Source organism: Halobium salinum (genome assembly GCF_026586625.1).
Lineage (GTDB): Archaea > Halobacteriota > Halobacteria > Halobacteriales > Haloferacaceae > Halobium > Halobium salinum.
In genome coordinates, this window is record NZ_JAODIW010000005.1 from 266,525 (window position 1) to 280,097 (window position 13,573).

Consider the following 13,573-nt stretch of genomic DNA (forward strand, 5'->3'; position numbering starts at 1 on the left):
CGATGTCGTACACGCAGGGCATCCGACGAAACTGGTCACAGTTCGCGTTGCAGTTGCTCACCGTCTTCGCGGTCGGGCTGACCATCGGCGCCGAGCGAAACGTCGTCCCCGTGCTCGGCCGTGACGTGCTGGGCGTCGAGTCGGTGCTCGTCATCGGCTCGTTCGTGGTGAGCTTCGGCTTCGTCAAGGCCCTGCTCAACCTCTACGGCGGGAAGTGGTCCGAAACCTACGGTCGGAAACCCATCCTCGTCGCCGGCTGGCTCGTCGCGCTGCCGATTCCCGTCGTCCTCGTCTACGCGCCGAACTGGTGGTGGATAACGCTCGGGAACGTACTGCTGGGAGTCAACCAGGGACTCGCGTGGAGCATGAGTGTCAACGCGAAGATCGACCTCGCCGGGAGCGACGCGCGGGGGTTCGCCGTCGGCCTCGACGAGGCGTTCGGATACGGTGGCGTCGCCGTCGGGTCGTGGGTGACGGGCGTGGTCGCCGCACAGTACAGCCTTCGCCCCGAGCCGTTCTACGTTCTCGCGGGCGTCGTCCTCGTCGGGCTCGTCGTCTCGGTCCTGTTCGTCGAGGAGACGCTCCCCTACGCACGAGCCGAGGCCGAAGCCGAATCTGAAGACGGCGACGGGACGGATGCCGACCTCCCCTTCCGCTCCGTCCTGAAGCGTGCGACGTGGGGAGACCGGACGCTGTTTGCGGCGGCACAGGCCGGGAGCGTCGAGAAGTTCGTCGACGCGCTCGTCTGGATCGCCTACCCGCTGTACTTGACGAGTGCCGGACTGTCGGTCGCACAGGTCGGCGTCGTCGTCGGCGTGTACGGCGGTGTCTGGGGTGTGCTCCAGCTCTACACCGGAAAACTCGCGGACGACATCGGGCGACGGCCGCCCATCGTCGCGGGGATGTTCCTCGCCGGCGGAGGGGTACTCGCGACGGTCCTGGTCGAGGGGTACTGGCCGTGGGTCGCGACTGCCGGCGTCACCGGTGCTGGGATGGCGCTGCTCTACCCGAACCTAATAACGGTCGTCGGCGACGCCGCCCACCCCTCGTGGCGCGCGACCGGACTCGGCGTCTACCGGATGTGGCGCGACGCCGGGTACGGCTTCGGGGCGGTCCTCATCGGCGTGACGGCGGACCTGGTCTCGACGGAGGCCGCGTTCTACGCCGTCGCCGCCGCGATGTTCGCCTCCGGAGCCGTCACGGTCGTCTGGATGCGAGAGACCCACCCGGAACGAACCGACCGTTCGGAGCCGACGCAGCTGTCGCAGTCCGTCGACGAGGGCTGAATCGGCGGAGCCCGCAGAGCCCGCGAGCGACACGACCACGAGTCGAAGACCGCTGCCACACCGTCCGCCACGATATCCGGGGCTACTGGACCGCCGGGAGCTCAGGCGTCCGCCAGCCACTCCTCGGCGAGCAGGCCGTATCGGCGACAGTCGACGTACTCGCCCTCGTACCAGTTCTCCTTCCGGTAGGTGCCCTCCTGCTGGAAGCCGAGACCTTCGAGAACGGCCTGTGACGGCCTGTTCGGCTCGACGACCATCGCCCAGACCTTGTTGAGGCGGCGTTCGCCGAACGCGTGGTCCAAGAGCAGCGTCGTCGCCGCGGGGACGTACCCGTTCCCCTGCTGGTCCGGGGTCGCCCAGTACATGAGCATCCCGGAGCCGGACGGCTGGTTGACCCAGGGGATGGCGACCTCCCCGACCCGTGTCAGTTCGTCGGCGTCGCCGGTCCGCGCGGCCGACTCCTCGCCCGTGCAGACGAGAAAGACCATCCCGTCGTCGTCGTCTCCGTACACCCGTTTCTCGAAGAACTCCTCGACCTGCTTCCGGTTTCGCGGCGAGACGTCGGTGAGCGGACGGCGGACGACCTCCCGGTTGCGATTCCTCTGGAAGAACTCGTGGTCCTCTTCGTCCCACGCGTGGAGGCTAACCGACTCCCCTCGGAGGAAGGCGGGACCGGGCATCAGTTCGCCCTCCACTCGTCGACGAGGAGTCCGTAGCGCAGGACGTCCTCGTAGACCCCGTCCTGAAACGTAGCGTCGCGGAACCGACCCTCCCGAGTGAACCCCAGCGATTCGAGGAGCCGCCGGGACGCGTCACTCGTCGCGAAGCAGTCCGCACGGACGCGGTGAAGACGGAGTTCGTCGAACCCGTACGCGAGGAGGAGCGACACCGCCTCGCTCCCGTACCCCTCCCCCTGGTGTTCGGGGAGAATCCAGCAAGAGAGGTCGCCCCTCCCGGACGAAGGGTCGACGCTGGGGAACGTTACAGCGCCGACGGTCTCCTCGGCGGCAGCGACGACGAACCAGTAGCCGTCGTCGCTCGAGACGGTCTCCTCGAAGAACTCCTTGAGGGTGTCGCGATTCCCCGGCGAATCGACGCCGAGAGGAACGCGGACGTCGGGGTCGCTTCTGGCGCGTGCGAACGCGTCGAGGTCTTCCTCCTCGACCGTGTGGAGGCTCACGCGGTCGCCAGCCGAAAAGACGGGGCCAGGCATACCACTCGATGTCGGAGGCGTGTTCAAAGCGTTTGTGAAAGAACGACGAGGGTTTTCGTCGTCGAAGCGGGCAACGAGGCGCGTAGCCCTTCTGCAATCCGACCACCCTCGTACCGTAGCCCGGCACCGACGGGAGGAGCGCAGAGCAGAGAAATCGAAGCGGAGATAGGGGCGATGGCAGTATGGGTTCACGTGGCGATTATCGTCGTCTGTGACGACTGCGGCCGCGGCTACGACTGGATGGACTTCCGCGGGGAGAGAGACCCGCACGGCTCCCGGCCTATCCAGTGTCCGAACTGCTATGCCTATCTCGGCCGGACGGAACAGGGGACGAGTTCGAGGCCGTAACACGACCCAGCCGGCCGCCCGAGAGAGACCGTGGACGTCTATCCGGAGACGGATTGACGGACCACTTCGATTCGAGGTCACCTGAAGCGGTTATCCCGCTCGCCCACGGAGGACCACTATGCAGCGGTGTGACCTGTCGACGGGACGGACTCGGAGCGAGGGGACGGGACTTCCAGGCCGAGGGGGGAGGGGGTCGACAGCGTGAACGAGGAGCCGCTCCCCGCCGAGTACCTCTCGCCGCTCGCCGCGCTCGTCGACGACGTCCTCGCAGGCGTCGGATACGAGGTCGCGACGGCCATCGAGACCATCGACGACGCCGTCCCGGGCTACGGTGGCCTGTTCGACCCTGCGACTACCAGCGATGAGCTACGAGCGGCACTCGAACGTGTGCGGTCCTCGGAGCTCACCCGACCGCCCATTCCCGAACCAGCGGACGACGCGTTCGTCCTCTACGTCGACGGGAGTTCACGGGGCAATCCCGGCCCCGCAGGTGCGGGTGCAGTCATCCTCGACGAAGTGGAGGACGAACTCGCCCGCCTCGGCCGTCCCGTCGGCTCCCGAACGGGGAACAACACCGCTGAGTACGCGGCGCTTCAGCTCGGACTCTCCGAACTACTCGCCCGGTACGAGCCACGCAGGTTGGAGGTTCGTATCGACTCGATGACCGTCATCCGGGACGTCTGGGATGGTGACGACCCGACGGAGCCGGGCGTCGAGACCTACAGCACAGCCGTCGCGACGGCGCTCTCGACGGTCCCCGAGCATCGGTACACGCACCTGGCCGACAGCGACCCGAACCCCGCCGACGCGCTGGCGACGGTCGGCGCCGACATCGCATCGCTCGGGCCGGGGTAGGCGTAGCCGCCGTTCGAGCGTGGGAAAACGGAACGCGGGTGGCCGAGTCGGACGTTCCCGAACTCGCTACTGTGTCGCTTCGATAGCCTGCTCCAGGTCCGCGACGATGTGTGCGGGGTCCTCGATGCCGACCGAGAGGCGTATCAGGTCGTCGGTGACGCCGGAGGCCTCCTTCTCGGCGTCGGTCAGTTGCTGGTGGGTAGTGCTGGCGGGGTGGATGATGAGCGTCTTCGCGTCGCCGACGTTGGCGAGCATGCTCGCGAGCTCGGTCGATTCGACGGTCTTCCGAGCCGCCTCGTAGCCGCCTTCCAGTCCGAAGGTGAGCATCCCGCCGTAGCCACCGTCGAGATACTCGCTGGCGGCCTCGTGTGTCGGATGCGACTCGAGTCCGGGGTACGTGACCCAGGAGACGGCCTCGTGGTCCTGGAGATACTCGGCGACGGTCATCGCGTTCTCACAGTGGCGCTCCATCCGGAGCGGGAGGGTCTCCAACCCCTGGAGCGTCTGCCAGGCGTCGAAGGGCGCTTGCTGATTTCCGAGGTCGCGCAGCCCGCGCGCGATGGCAGTGTAGGTGAACGCCGCCTCCCCGAACGTCTCCGCGAAGTTCACACCGTGATACGCGGGGTTGTCCTGTGCGATTTCGGGGTACTTCTCGGCGTGGTCGGCCCAAGGGAACGACCCGCCGTCGACGACGACGCCACCGACGGTCGTCCCGGAGCCGTGGAGCCACTTCGTCGTGGAGTCCCAGACGAGGTCGGCCCCGTGTTCGAGGGGACGGCAGAGATACGGCGTCGCGAAGGTGTTGTCGACGAACAGCGGCACGCCGTTCTCGTGGGCGATGTCGGCCACCCGCTGAATGTCGGGGGTGTCGAGCGCCGGATTGCCGATGGTCTCGAGGTGGACGTACGCCGTGTCGTCGTCGATGGCCTCCTCGTAGGCGTCGTACTCCAGGGTCTCGACGAACCGGGTGGAGACGCCTCGGCGTTCGACGGAGTGCGTGAGGTACGTGTAGGTCCCACCGTAGAGCGAGGACGCGGAGACGATGTTGTCGCCCGCCTCGGCGAGGACGAACGTCGTGAGGTCCAGTGCGGCCATCCCGGACCCGGTGGCGACGGCACCGACGCCGCCCTCGAGCGCGGCCATCCGCTCCTGGAGCGTCTCCACCGTCGGGTTCATCAGCCGGGAGTAGATGTAGCCCGGTTTCTCGAGTGCGAACTGGGAAGCGGCGTCCTCCGCGTCCTCGAAGACGTAGGAAGTCGTCTGGTACAGCGGCGGTGCACGCGCTCCAGTGGCCGGGTCCGGGTCCTGTCCGGCGTGGAGTGAGTCCGTCGAGATCGAGCGGTCTGTTGGATGGTCGCCCATACCGGGGTATCGTGAGTATCGCGTATTACCGTGGGGCTCGTGACGGAATGTTGCCTGCAGTGTGTCTCGTAGAGAGCGCGGGTGATTACGCGGCGACGTCACCACAGCCGTCGGAGAGGGAGAAGGGAGGCGAGGAACGGAGAACGGGTCCGGGCGACTCCGGTCGGGCGTCTCCGTCGGCTCAAACCGTGGAGTACCGGGAGGATGAACGGACCGGGAGGATGAACAGACCAGGGGGTGACGGTTCGCCGCCGAGACCATGTACGCATCACTGGGACGAAGCGTCGACGAACGCGTGGAGACGAGTCGCGACGGCGGAACGGAACGCCCGCATATCGACCGGGTCGGTGTCGTGGTACAGTCGCGGATGCGCTTCACGAACGATGTCGTCCAGAACACGGTCGTAGAGCGCGTCGAACGTCACCGCTCGGTTCTCGGCTTCGAGGTCGGCTGCGAGCCGGTCGAATCGTCGTTCCGTCGCGTATCTGGCGGCCAGTTCGTCCGGTGATGCCTCGAGCGGAGTGGGGTCGCTCGCCTCTCGGAACTCCGGGTGGAGCAGCTGCGCTCTGTGACCGCGTTTGTCCCGAACGACCACCCCTTCGGCGGGGCCGTCGTACCACGCGGACTGCGGGACGGTGTAGCGACTCGGGTCGAAGTCCCGCGTGTGCCGCTCCCGTTCGACGGCGTTCACGGGGGTCAGGCCGAGGCGCTCGAAGATTCCTTCGACCGCGTCGGGTGCGCGAAACGTCTCGGCGTCGGCCGACCACACGTCGAAGCCGAGAAACGACGGAGTGCGCTCCCAGTCGTAGTCGATCGTGTGTCGGTGCATCGCTTCGCCGAAGAAGACGACGTCCTCGACGTCGTCGACGGCGCGCCGGAGTGCCGCACGCTCGAGGTTCTCCTGAACGTGACGGACGGCGTGTCGATACGGTTCCGGTACGTCGGCGGGGGTCTCGAACACCCGCGTCCGGTCGCCGAATCGAATCGCACCCGAACGCTGGAGCTGGAAGCGGAGGTGCGCCCCGTCGACCTTCTCGAGTATCCAGAGATGCCCTCGCTCGTGGACGGTCGAGCCGTCCTCGAGGTGGGGAATCGAGGGGTATCGCTTCATCACACTCCCAGTTGTCGCTCGCCCCAATAAGAATCAGCCCCTGCGGTGTGAGTGGTCGACTACGGTGGCCTCGACAGTCGACGGCGTTCTACGAGGGAGACGATGAACGGCGGCGAGCGGTCGTCGGAGCGTCTGTGAGCGTTTCACGGGGGTCCTCACGGGACGGAAGTTATCAAAACTCGTGAAAACCGGGGGCACTCACCGACTGGTTGCCGGACGCTTATCACCCTGAAGTCGATTCTCGTGAGTATGACTGACTATCGGACGGTCGGGGACGACATCGCGGACGCACAGGCTGCACTCGACCACGCGGTCGGCGCCGACGCCTACGAGCAACTCTCGGCGGAGGAGCAAGCGTATCTCCAGGAGGCAGCCCACTTTCTGACGCTCGTCGGGAACTGACCCCGGGAGCGGCGGGAGTAGAGGGCTGGCGGGCGAACCGTCTCGTCGGAGACGGCAGGGGCAGGCCGACGGGCACCGTTGCGCCGGACGAAACCCCGGTCGCCCTCGGAATCACGTCTCGGACGCGTCGACCACACGCCGGTCTCGTCTCCCTGCCGCTGAGAACTGGCGCCTGCGACGGACTCGACGCCGGCCGCGAAGCAGGAACAGCCATACCAGTCGGGGGTCAGGTACAACCATGATAGACGAGACGGTGCGGCAGATTCAGGGCGACGAGATTCAGAGCCCGTCTATCGGAGCAGTGAAAGCCGCCGAAGCGCTCCGGGAGCTGTCTACTCGGGAGTACCACACCGTCGAGGAGTTCATGCGGTCGTTGGTCAGCAACAGCCGGGCACTCAGGCAGGCGAATCAGACGCACGCGATACTGTACACGACCCAGCAGCGGATTATCGCCGAAGTCAACGAACTGGACCCCACCACGGTGGACGAGGCCAAAGCACGACTGAACTCGGTCATCGAGGACACCGTCACGAGAGTCGAGCAGAGCAAGCGACGGGCGGCCGAGAGAGCGGCCGAACTCGTCGACGACGGTGACACACTGCTCGTCCACGAGCACTCTTCGACGGTGATGGCGACACTCGACCGCGTACTGGAGTCGGGAAAACGACTCACACTGTACGTGGCCGAAGCGCGACCGCGATATCTCGGGCGGAAGACGGCCCGCCGGTTCGCCGGCAGGGACGGCGTCGACACGACGCTCGTCGTCGACGGGGCTGTCGGGTACTACCTGTCCGAAGCTGACCGTGTCCTGGTCGGAATGAACTGCCTCGTCGAGGACACGGTCTACAACACCGTCGGGACGTACCCGATCGCCGCCACGGCCGCGTCCGAAGCGGTCCCGGTGACCGTCGTCGGCTCTGCCGCGAAGTTCATCGGGAGCGGGTTCGACTTCGACAACGAGTTCGGTCCCTCCCCCGAAGTGTTGCTCGAGCCGGCCGAGGGGTTCAACGTCGGCAACCCCGAGTACGACGGAACGCCGACGCGGCTACTCGAGACGGTCGTTACGGAGGACAGCGTAATCGAGTTCTGAGCGCTCCGATGGTCGTCCCGACCCGTCGTAGCGAGTCGTCTACCGAGGCACCCGTCGACTGACGTGTAGCGGTGAACGGCCGGTACCGGGCTTCCGGTGGCCGTGCTCACGTGACGTGGAGTTCGTCGTCGACGAGGTAGACGTACCCCTTCGAGAGCAACCGGTCGAGGAGCGAGTCGGCCTCCGACTCGGGATAGCCGGCTTCGGCGAGCGCCGACAGCACGTCCGACCGCCGCTTCGACTCCGTCCCGCCGACGACCGCACCGACCCGCTCGAGCGTCGCCTCCTCTCGGGGGGTGAGTGGCGTCTGCGAGTTCGCCATGATATGCGCTCTCACATCCACCGATAAGTATCTTTCTCCGGAACGGCCCGTTGTCGAACGGACGGCTATCGAGGACTCCGGAATCAGGGCGTCGGAGGAGACGGCGGAATCGGTGCCGACCCACCTCAGCCCACGAGCCACGACGGAAAACAACAGCACCCTGATAACGGAGCGACACCATCGCGGTACGACACGTTCGGCTCTGTTCGTCACGTGAGCGCGGAGACGGGTTCCACGTTCGAAGTATCTACGTAAATATTAGATTCGATCCCGACAGTGCTCGTTCCTTATATCGTCTGAATCGGCTTCTTCTCTGCAATACTCCGTAGATAACTTCACGGATCGAGTTTGCTTCTCAAAATTCTTTTTGAGCCATTTTAGAGTTAATTTATTCTATATAATTACTTTTGGATGTAGCAAGCAGGATTATTATGCTTTTTGTCGTTATAAGTAGCTGTACGGCCAGTCTTGGCTATTACGAATACTTATGTTGAACACGTGTTATCGGAAAGTAGTTATCGGAGGCATCGCCGATCCGGACGACGTCACTACCGACCCGCTCGCAGGACCGTCCCTCGCACGAGCGAGGTGGCAGTTTACCGGTCGGGTTTGGGGGGGCGCGTCGCCGGTCCCGACACGGGACACCTCATCTCCCAGGGCAGAGCCGCTAACTTAGTACCCCTCGGCTGCGAGACCGTGTAGCCGTTCTCAGTCGGCTTCGTCGGCGGTTCGAGACAGGGCGCTTGACCAATGTCGTCGGCTGTCGTCCGACCGTAGCACCGCTTCGTGCTCTCGTCGGTATCGGTCACGACGACGTTAGGTCAGTCGGGAACGCGACCATGACAGCCGTAGACCCAGAAGTGTCGGAGAGCGAAAATCGGTGACGTACCCGCAGACAGCAGTCACCGTCGTCGTGGGAGAGCAGAACAGCACGACGCTGGAGTGCCGGTTCAGAACACGAAGCGGGTCGACGATGACCGAGCGTCCCGGGCCTCCGTCCCATCCGTCGGGGCGACCTTCGTCCGCTCTTCACTCACCTACTCGACCTCTCGCCGCTCGGGCCAACTCATCGTTCTGCGTCCGCCGACTCACAAGCGCCTCGCGGATATCCGGGGCGAGTACAGGGGCCGTATCGAACGGCTCTGTGGTTGTGTCGGTGTGGGAAAACCACGCGTATCGCCATCAGTCGGAGGTAGTAGCATGACTCTCGGCCGACGACATCACTCCGAGCGCCTCGTCGGCCGTCTCGTCCTCGAAGATGACCTGTTCGAGTGCATCGAGCAGTTCTGTCGGGTTCTCCCGCTGGAATACGTTGCGGCCGACCGCGAGGCCCGAGGCACCCGCGCTCATCGCCGTCTCGACGGTTTCGAGGAACTCCCGGTCGCTCGTCTTCGACCCGCCGGACATAACGACCTTCGTGTCGCCGGCGACGTCACACGCCCACTGCATCGCGTCGGCGGAGCCCGGATATTTGACTTTCGTGATGTCGGCACCGAGTTCGAAGCCTAGACGGGAGGCGTAGGCGATAGTGCTCCCGCCGGTGTCGTCCTTCAGACCCTGCCCGCGTGGGTAGGACCACATGACGACGCCCATGTCCCGGTCGCGAGCCGCTTCCTGTGCGTCGCGGAACTCTTCGGCCATCTCGACTTCGTTGTTCGAACCGCCGTAAAACGTGAAGCCGATAGCCTCCGCACCGAGGTCGGCAGCGCTCTCGACCGACCAGTTGACCGCGGAGTCCGGTTCACCCATCCACATGTTGGAGGTGCCGTTCACCTTTGCGAGGAGCGTGACGTCGTTCTCGTAGGACGGGTAGTACGCTTCTGCAAGGCCCTTCTGGACGCCGAAGCCGGTAACGGCGTCGTGGGTCGCGACGTCGAACACCGTCTCCGGGTCCGCCGACGCCGGGACGTCTTCGAAGTCGACCGGACCGTGTTCGAGTCCGTGGTCGTACGCGAGGATCAGTGCCTTGCCACTGTGTGTGACCGCAGAGTCTGCTCCGGGTCTCATCAGCTACCTCCATTCACACCGTACACTTAGGCTTGGGTTATCGGGAGAAGATATCATCATTCAGCACAGATATACCTCGGTATTCTTGCACCCACGAGAACCAACGGAGGAGACGGTCTGGCTACTTCTCGGACTCGAGTCCGAGAGATAGCAGGCCGGGTTTTACCGGTGCAAAGCGGGTGACCACGTCCTCCGGAACGAGCAACCGTGGTCGGTACCGATATCGAACACCGGTGTCCGACGAGAGTTCGAGTCGGTCGTGTAGGCAGCCGTGTCGAGTGTCCGGTTCGAGAAGCCGCACTCGTCGCCGTACCAAGCTAGTGTGCGTTGCGCCTCGTCTGGTCGTACCTATCCGGTACCCTCGTGAGAACTCACCGAAAGGGACTGCAAAAACCCTCTATGACTGGTGTGTTCCTGCACAGCCCTTCCGGACGAGTTATAGTTAGTCGAGCACCTCACCGAGGGGAGAAGTAACGGCAGCCGTTCGACACGCAGCGTCGAGTGGGGCTTCCGTATCTGTTGGTCCAGCCTTCACACCAACCCCAGACTGTACCCTAATTTTTTAACAGCCACTACCGTACCTCCTCTCATGCGTCTGCTAGCAGGACCGCTGGCACCGATGGTTATCGAGCCGGTCGGGTCCAACCCACCGTACAGTGCACCGCGGTGTTCGACCGAAGCCGGGAGGCTCGGCCGCTCTCCGAGTCACCAATCTACTACACTGGTGAAACAGTGCACTGGAGACACGACCCACGGAGTGTGCTGGGGACGAGCGCTAGCAGTCGACAGAATTGAGACCGATGGCGCCTGCTAACTATCCGGATTCCAAGACGCGTGACGCGGTAGTTTCGTGCCGAGAACACCTCCCGTCCGAACCGAGTGGTGGAAGGGTGGTGTTCGGCTTCGATGGCTATGTCGACAACGTTCGAGAAGCCGGGACGAACGCAGGTGCGTCGGATAGCGAGCGTATCGAGACACTGAGTGAGTTCGGTAAGGAGATTGTCACATCGGCCGCCGCAGGGAGCTCCCTGTCTATCTCGTGGAAGCGTTCCGGACAGCGAACTGGTGGGCACGTGAGCCACTTATCGCGTGCGTACCAGAATCTGGGGTTCGACCCGACACTCGTTGGGATGTGTGGAGACCCGGTTCTCGATATCTTCGAGCAGGAGTTCGAGTCGTGTACGATCCACTCGCTGGGAGACCCGGGAGTCACCGACGCCATCGAGTTCGACGACGGGAAGTTCATGCTGATGGACAGTGGCGGTGCTGCGACGTTGGACTGGGAGACGCTCCGATCGACGGTCGGAATCGACACGTTGATCGACGAACTCGGAGGGGCGAAACTGCTTGGAGTTGGCTACTGGGCGATGATCCCCGAACTCGGGACCATCTTGGATCAGCTCCGAGAGAACGTATTCCCAGAGTTAACAGACCCACCGCAGCACGTTCTGCTCGACCCGGCGAACATCCGAGAGATCGACCGTGAAGTGCTGGAGTCGATCGTCGCGGCGACGGGCCGACTCAGGAACGTCGTCGAGGTGACCGTCTCGGCGAACCGCTACGAAACCAAAGAACTCGCGACTGTACTGGGCGACCACACCGGCGACGACCTCGAATCGGACGCTCGCGCCGTGTTCGATGCGTTGGATGTCGACCGGTTCGTCGGACACAGCGCGACCGAGTCCGTGGTCGTGAGCGATGAGGACACGACGAGTGTTGGCATCGCTCCGGTCGAGTCCCCGGAGTTGACCACCAGCGCAGGGGACCACTTCAATGCGGGACTCTCTCTCGGTCTCGTCGAAGGGTTACCCGAAGATGCCGCTGTTGTCCTGGGCAATGCCCTCGCTCGTGTGTTCGTCGAGATGGGCGAGACGCCGTCGTACGACGACGTCGTAGAGGCAGTCACTACGTACCATAGGCAGTTCGAGTAGACTCTGGACTGGTTCTATCTGAGTGGAGCTGACGTACTCTACCCCGTCGCACGGTGTCGTCAAACGGTCACTGACCGCGCTGCTCCCATCTCGCCGATGCTATCCAGATTGTACCAGTCGACTCGTGTCTATGCCCCCGTACGAATAGTGTGCTGTGTGAGTTCGAAACCTCGACCTTGGAGGATGACGTTCACCGAGCGGACCCGACTTCGAGACTATCGGCGAATGCGACGGGGACCAACGGACGAATCCCGCGGACACACGGTTGCGATCAGTAGGGGTCACAACTCGTCCCCGGTTGCACAGTCTCCAGCCGCTCGTGCACACGAACGAGCGTCGGGTCAACCCGTAGACTGCGACGCTGAGCAGTTAAAAGAGGACTATCGCCACTCTTTAGAAACCAGATAGGTTACGTCTGTTCACTCACCGTGACTTCCGCCTCTGAATCGAGGGTCCGCTGGTGAATCGTCTCCCCCGAGATCGCATCGAACAGATGAACGTCTTCTTCGGGGATTTTAACGTTTATATGCTCTCCTTCGGTGATCGGTTGTTTCCCATCCGCCTCTACGACGAACGTCTGGTCGCCTTCCTGCCTCCTCGGTCGGAGATACACGTACGAGATGCTCCCCATCGGTTCGACGACGTCGACGACCGCCTCGAACTCGTAGTCGACGTTTGCACGCTCGTGGAGCGTGATGTCCTCCGGGCGGATACCGAGTACGACCTCATCGCACTCCTCGGACGACGACTGCATCCGCTCGGTGAGGTCAAAATCGAATCCATCGGCTCGAAGGGTCCCATCTTCGACAGGACCCTCGAAGAAGTTCATCGACGGCGAGCCGATGAACCCCGCGACGAACCGGTTGGCCGGGCGGTAGAAACACTCGAGGGGCGTGCCGACCTGCTGGAGCTCGCCGTGGTCGAGGACGACGAGGCGGTCGCCCATCGTCATCGCCTCCGTCTGGTCGTGCGTGACGTACAACGTCGTCACGTCGAGGTCGTTCTGGAGACGGTTGATTTCGGTACGCATCGTCGTCCGGAGCTTGGCGTCCAGGTTCGACAGCGGCTCGTCCATCAGGAACACGTTCGGGTCACGGACGATGGCGCGACCCAGCGCGACGCGCTGTTGTTGCCCGCCGGAGAGTTCTCCAGGTTTGTTGTCCAGCAGGTCGCCAATTCCCATCATCTCGGCGGCGGACGTGACCTGCTCTTCGATCTCCGCCTTCGAGAGCTCCGTCGACATCTTCAGTCCGAACGACATGTTCTCCTCGACGGTCATGTTCGGGTACAGCGCGTAGTTCTGGAACACCATCGCGATGTCCCGTGCGCGCGGGCCGAGTTGGTTGACGACCGTGTCGCCGATGTAGACGTCGCCCTCGCTCTGCGTCTCGAGTCCGGCGACCATCCGCATCAGCGTCGACTTCCCGCTCCCGGACGGCCCGACGAACACGACGAACTCCCCGTCGCCGATGTCGAGTGAGACGTCGTCGACGGCGACGACCGCGTTGCCTCCCTCTCCGAAGCGCTTCGTGACGTCGTCTAACGTGATGTCGGCCATCAGTTTGCCCCCCTACTGCGGCTGTTCAAGCCCGCCGCGTGGGCGTAGTTCGTGCACGGTGCATCTCGTTCGTTCGCCGTTCGTTCCG

General features: G+C 64.0%; 13 protein-coding genes. 6 read left to right on the forward strand and 7 right to left on the reverse strand.

Going from position 1 to position 13,573, the window contains the following annotated elements:
- Positions 1 to 2: 2 nt before the first annotated feature.
- Positions 3 to 1,286, forward strand: a complete 1,284-nt coding sequence (locus N5095_RS02705) for an MFS transporter (protein WP_267620782.1) — start codon at positions 3 to 5, stop codon at positions 1,284 to 1,286.
- Positions 1,287 to 1,387: 101 nt separating this feature from the next.
- Here N5095_RS02705 and N5095_RS02710 read toward each other — a convergent pair whose 3' ends face one another.
- Positions 1,388 to 1,966 carry a GNAT family N-acetyltransferase gene (locus N5095_RS02710; RefSeq protein WP_267620784.1) on the reverse strand — a complete coding sequence of 193 codons (579 nt, stop codon included), beginning with the start codon at positions 1,964 to 1,966 and terminating at the stop codon, positions 1,388 to 1,390.
- Positions 1,966 to 2,499, reverse strand: coding sequence for a GNAT family N-acetyltransferase (locus N5095_RS02715; RefSeq protein ID WP_267620786.1), 534 nt, complete (start codon positions 2,497 to 2,499; stop codon positions 1,966 to 1,968). The genes N5095_RS02710 and N5095_RS02715 overlap by 1 nt, the downstream gene beginning before the upstream one ends.
- A gap of 174 nt (positions 2,500 to 2,673) precedes the next feature.
- Between N5095_RS02715 and N5095_RS02720 the strand changes: the two genes are divergently transcribed.
- Both N5095_RS02720 and N5095_RS02725 read left to right on the forward strand, forming a co-directional pair.
- Complete coding sequence (locus tag N5095_RS02720; protein WP_267620788.1) at positions 2,674 to 2,847, forward strand: hypothetical protein; 174 nt, start codon at positions 2,674 to 2,676, stop codon at positions 2,845 to 2,847.
- A gap of 201 nt (positions 2,848 to 3,048) precedes the next feature.
- Positions 3,049 to 3,702 (forward strand): ribonuclease HI family protein, encoded by a 654-nt coding sequence (locus N5095_RS02725; protein ID WP_267620790.1) that lies wholly within the window; start codon positions 3,049 to 3,051, stop codon positions 3,700 to 3,702.
- A 66-nt stretch (positions 3,703 to 3,768) separates the two neighbouring features.
- On the opposite strand, the gene N5095_RS02730 is transcribed toward N5095_RS02725, so the two are convergent.
- Together N5095_RS02730 and N5095_RS02735 are read right to left on the reverse strand one after the other, a co-directional pair.
- Positions 3,769 to 5,064: an O-acetylhomoserine aminocarboxypropyltransferase/cysteine synthase family protein gene (locus N5095_RS02730; RefSeq protein WP_267620792.1), complete on the reverse strand. Its 1,296-nt coding sequence runs from the start codon at positions 5,062 to 5,064 to the stop codon at positions 3,769 to 3,771.
- 268 nt (positions 5,065 to 5,332) lie between these two features.
- On the reverse strand, positions 5,333 to 6,175 hold the full coding sequence (locus N5095_RS02735) for an RNA ligase family protein (protein WP_267620794.1): 843 nt from the start codon (positions 6,173 to 6,175) through the stop codon (positions 5,333 to 5,335).
- A gap of 249 nt (positions 6,176 to 6,424) precedes the next feature.
- On the opposite strand from N5095_RS02735, the gene N5095_RS02740 reads away from it, so the two are divergent.
- Together N5095_RS02740 and N5095_RS02745 are read left to right on the forward strand one after the other, a co-directional pair.
- Positions 6,425 to 6,577, forward strand: coding sequence for a hypothetical protein (locus tag N5095_RS02740; protein ID WP_267620796.1), 153 nt, complete (start codon positions 6,425 to 6,427; stop codon positions 6,575 to 6,577).
- A gap of 238 nt (positions 6,578 to 6,815) precedes the next feature.
- The gene (locus N5095_RS02745; protein ID WP_267620798.1) at positions 6,816 to 7,667 is read left to right on the forward strand and encodes an eIF2B alpha/beta/delta subunit family protein; all 852 of its coding nucleotides are present in this window, start codon (positions 6,816 to 6,818) and stop codon (positions 7,665 to 7,667) included.
- Between the two features lie 106 nt (positions 7,668 to 7,773).
- On the opposite strand, the gene N5095_RS02750 is transcribed toward N5095_RS02745, so the two are convergent.
- The gene (locus N5095_RS02750) at positions 7,774 to 7,989 is read right to left on the reverse strand and encodes a hypothetical protein (RefSeq protein WP_267620800.1); all 216 of its coding nucleotides are present in this window, start codon (positions 7,987 to 7,989) and stop codon (positions 7,774 to 7,776) included.
- A 1,182-nt stretch (positions 7,990 to 9,171) separates the two neighbouring features.
- Positions 9,172 to 9,996 carry a class I fructose-bisphosphate aldolase gene (locus N5095_RS02755; RefSeq protein WP_267620802.1) on the reverse strand — a complete coding sequence of 275 codons (825 nt, stop codon included), beginning with the start codon at positions 9,994 to 9,996 and terminating at the stop codon, positions 9,172 to 9,174.
- Positions 9,997 to 10,796: 800 nt separating this feature from the next.
- Between N5095_RS02755 and N5095_RS22325 the strand changes: the two genes are divergently transcribed.
- The gene (locus N5095_RS22325; RefSeq protein ID WP_464368993.1) at positions 10,797 to 11,927 is read left to right on the forward strand and encodes a PfkB family carbohydrate kinase; all 1,131 of its coding nucleotides are present in this window, start codon (positions 10,797 to 10,799) and stop codon (positions 11,925 to 11,927) included.
- A gap of 409 nt (positions 11,928 to 12,336) precedes the next feature.
- On the opposite strand, the gene N5095_RS02765 is transcribed toward N5095_RS22325, so the two are convergent.
- Entirely contained in the window at positions 12,337 to 13,485 is a 1,149-nt protein-coding gene (locus tag N5095_RS02765; RefSeq protein ID WP_267620806.1) for an ABC transporter ATP-binding protein, read from the reverse strand.
- Positions 13,486 to 13,573 lie beyond the last annotated feature (88 nt).

Bases quoted from the DNA above. Each gene is read 5' to 3' on its own strand.
- N5095_RS02705 (WP_267620782.1), top strand. From the start codon at position 3: ATGTCGTACACGCAGGGCATCCGACGAAACTGGTCACAGTTCGCGTTG.
- N5095_RS02710 (WP_267620784.1), bottom strand. From the start codon at position 1,966: ATGCCCGGTCCCGCCTTCCTCCGAGGGGAGTCGGTTAGCCTCCACGCG.
- N5095_RS02715 (WP_267620786.1), bottom strand. From the start codon at position 2,499: ATGCCTGGCCCCGTCTTTTCGGCTGGCGACCGCGTGAGCCTCCACACG.
- N5095_RS02720 (WP_267620788.1), top strand. From the start codon at position 2,674: ATGGCAGTATGGGTTCACGTGGCGATTATCGTCGTCTGTGACGACTGC.
- N5095_RS02730 (WP_267620792.1), bottom strand. From the start codon at position 5,064: ATGGGCGACCATCCAACAGACCGCTCGATCTCGACGGACTCACTCCAC.
- N5095_RS02735 (WP_267620794.1), bottom strand. From the start codon at position 6,175: ATGAAGCGATACCCCTCGATTCCCCACCTCGAGGACGGCTCGACCGTC.
- N5095_RS02740 (WP_267620796.1), top strand. From the start codon at position 6,425: ATGACTGACTATCGGACGGTCGGGGACGACATCGCGGACGCACAGGCT.
- N5095_RS02745 (WP_267620798.1), top strand. From the start codon at position 6,816: ATGATAGACGAGACGGTGCGGCAGATTCAGGGCGACGAGATTCAGAGC.
- N5095_RS02750 (WP_267620800.1), bottom strand. From the start codon at position 7,989: ATGGCGAACTCGCAGACGCCACTCACCCCCCGAGAGGAGGCGACGCTC.
- N5095_RS02755 (WP_267620802.1), bottom strand. From the start codon at position 9,996: ATGAGACCCGGAGCAGACTCTGCGGTCACACACAGTGGCAAGGCACTG.
- N5095_RS22325 (WP_464368993.1), top strand. From the start codon at position 10,797: ATGGCGCCTGCTAACTATCCGGATTCCAAGACGCGTGACGCGGTAGTT.
- N5095_RS02765 (WP_267620806.1), bottom strand. From the start codon at position 13,485: ATGGCCGACATCACGTTAGACGACGTCACGAAGCGCTTCGGAGAGGGA.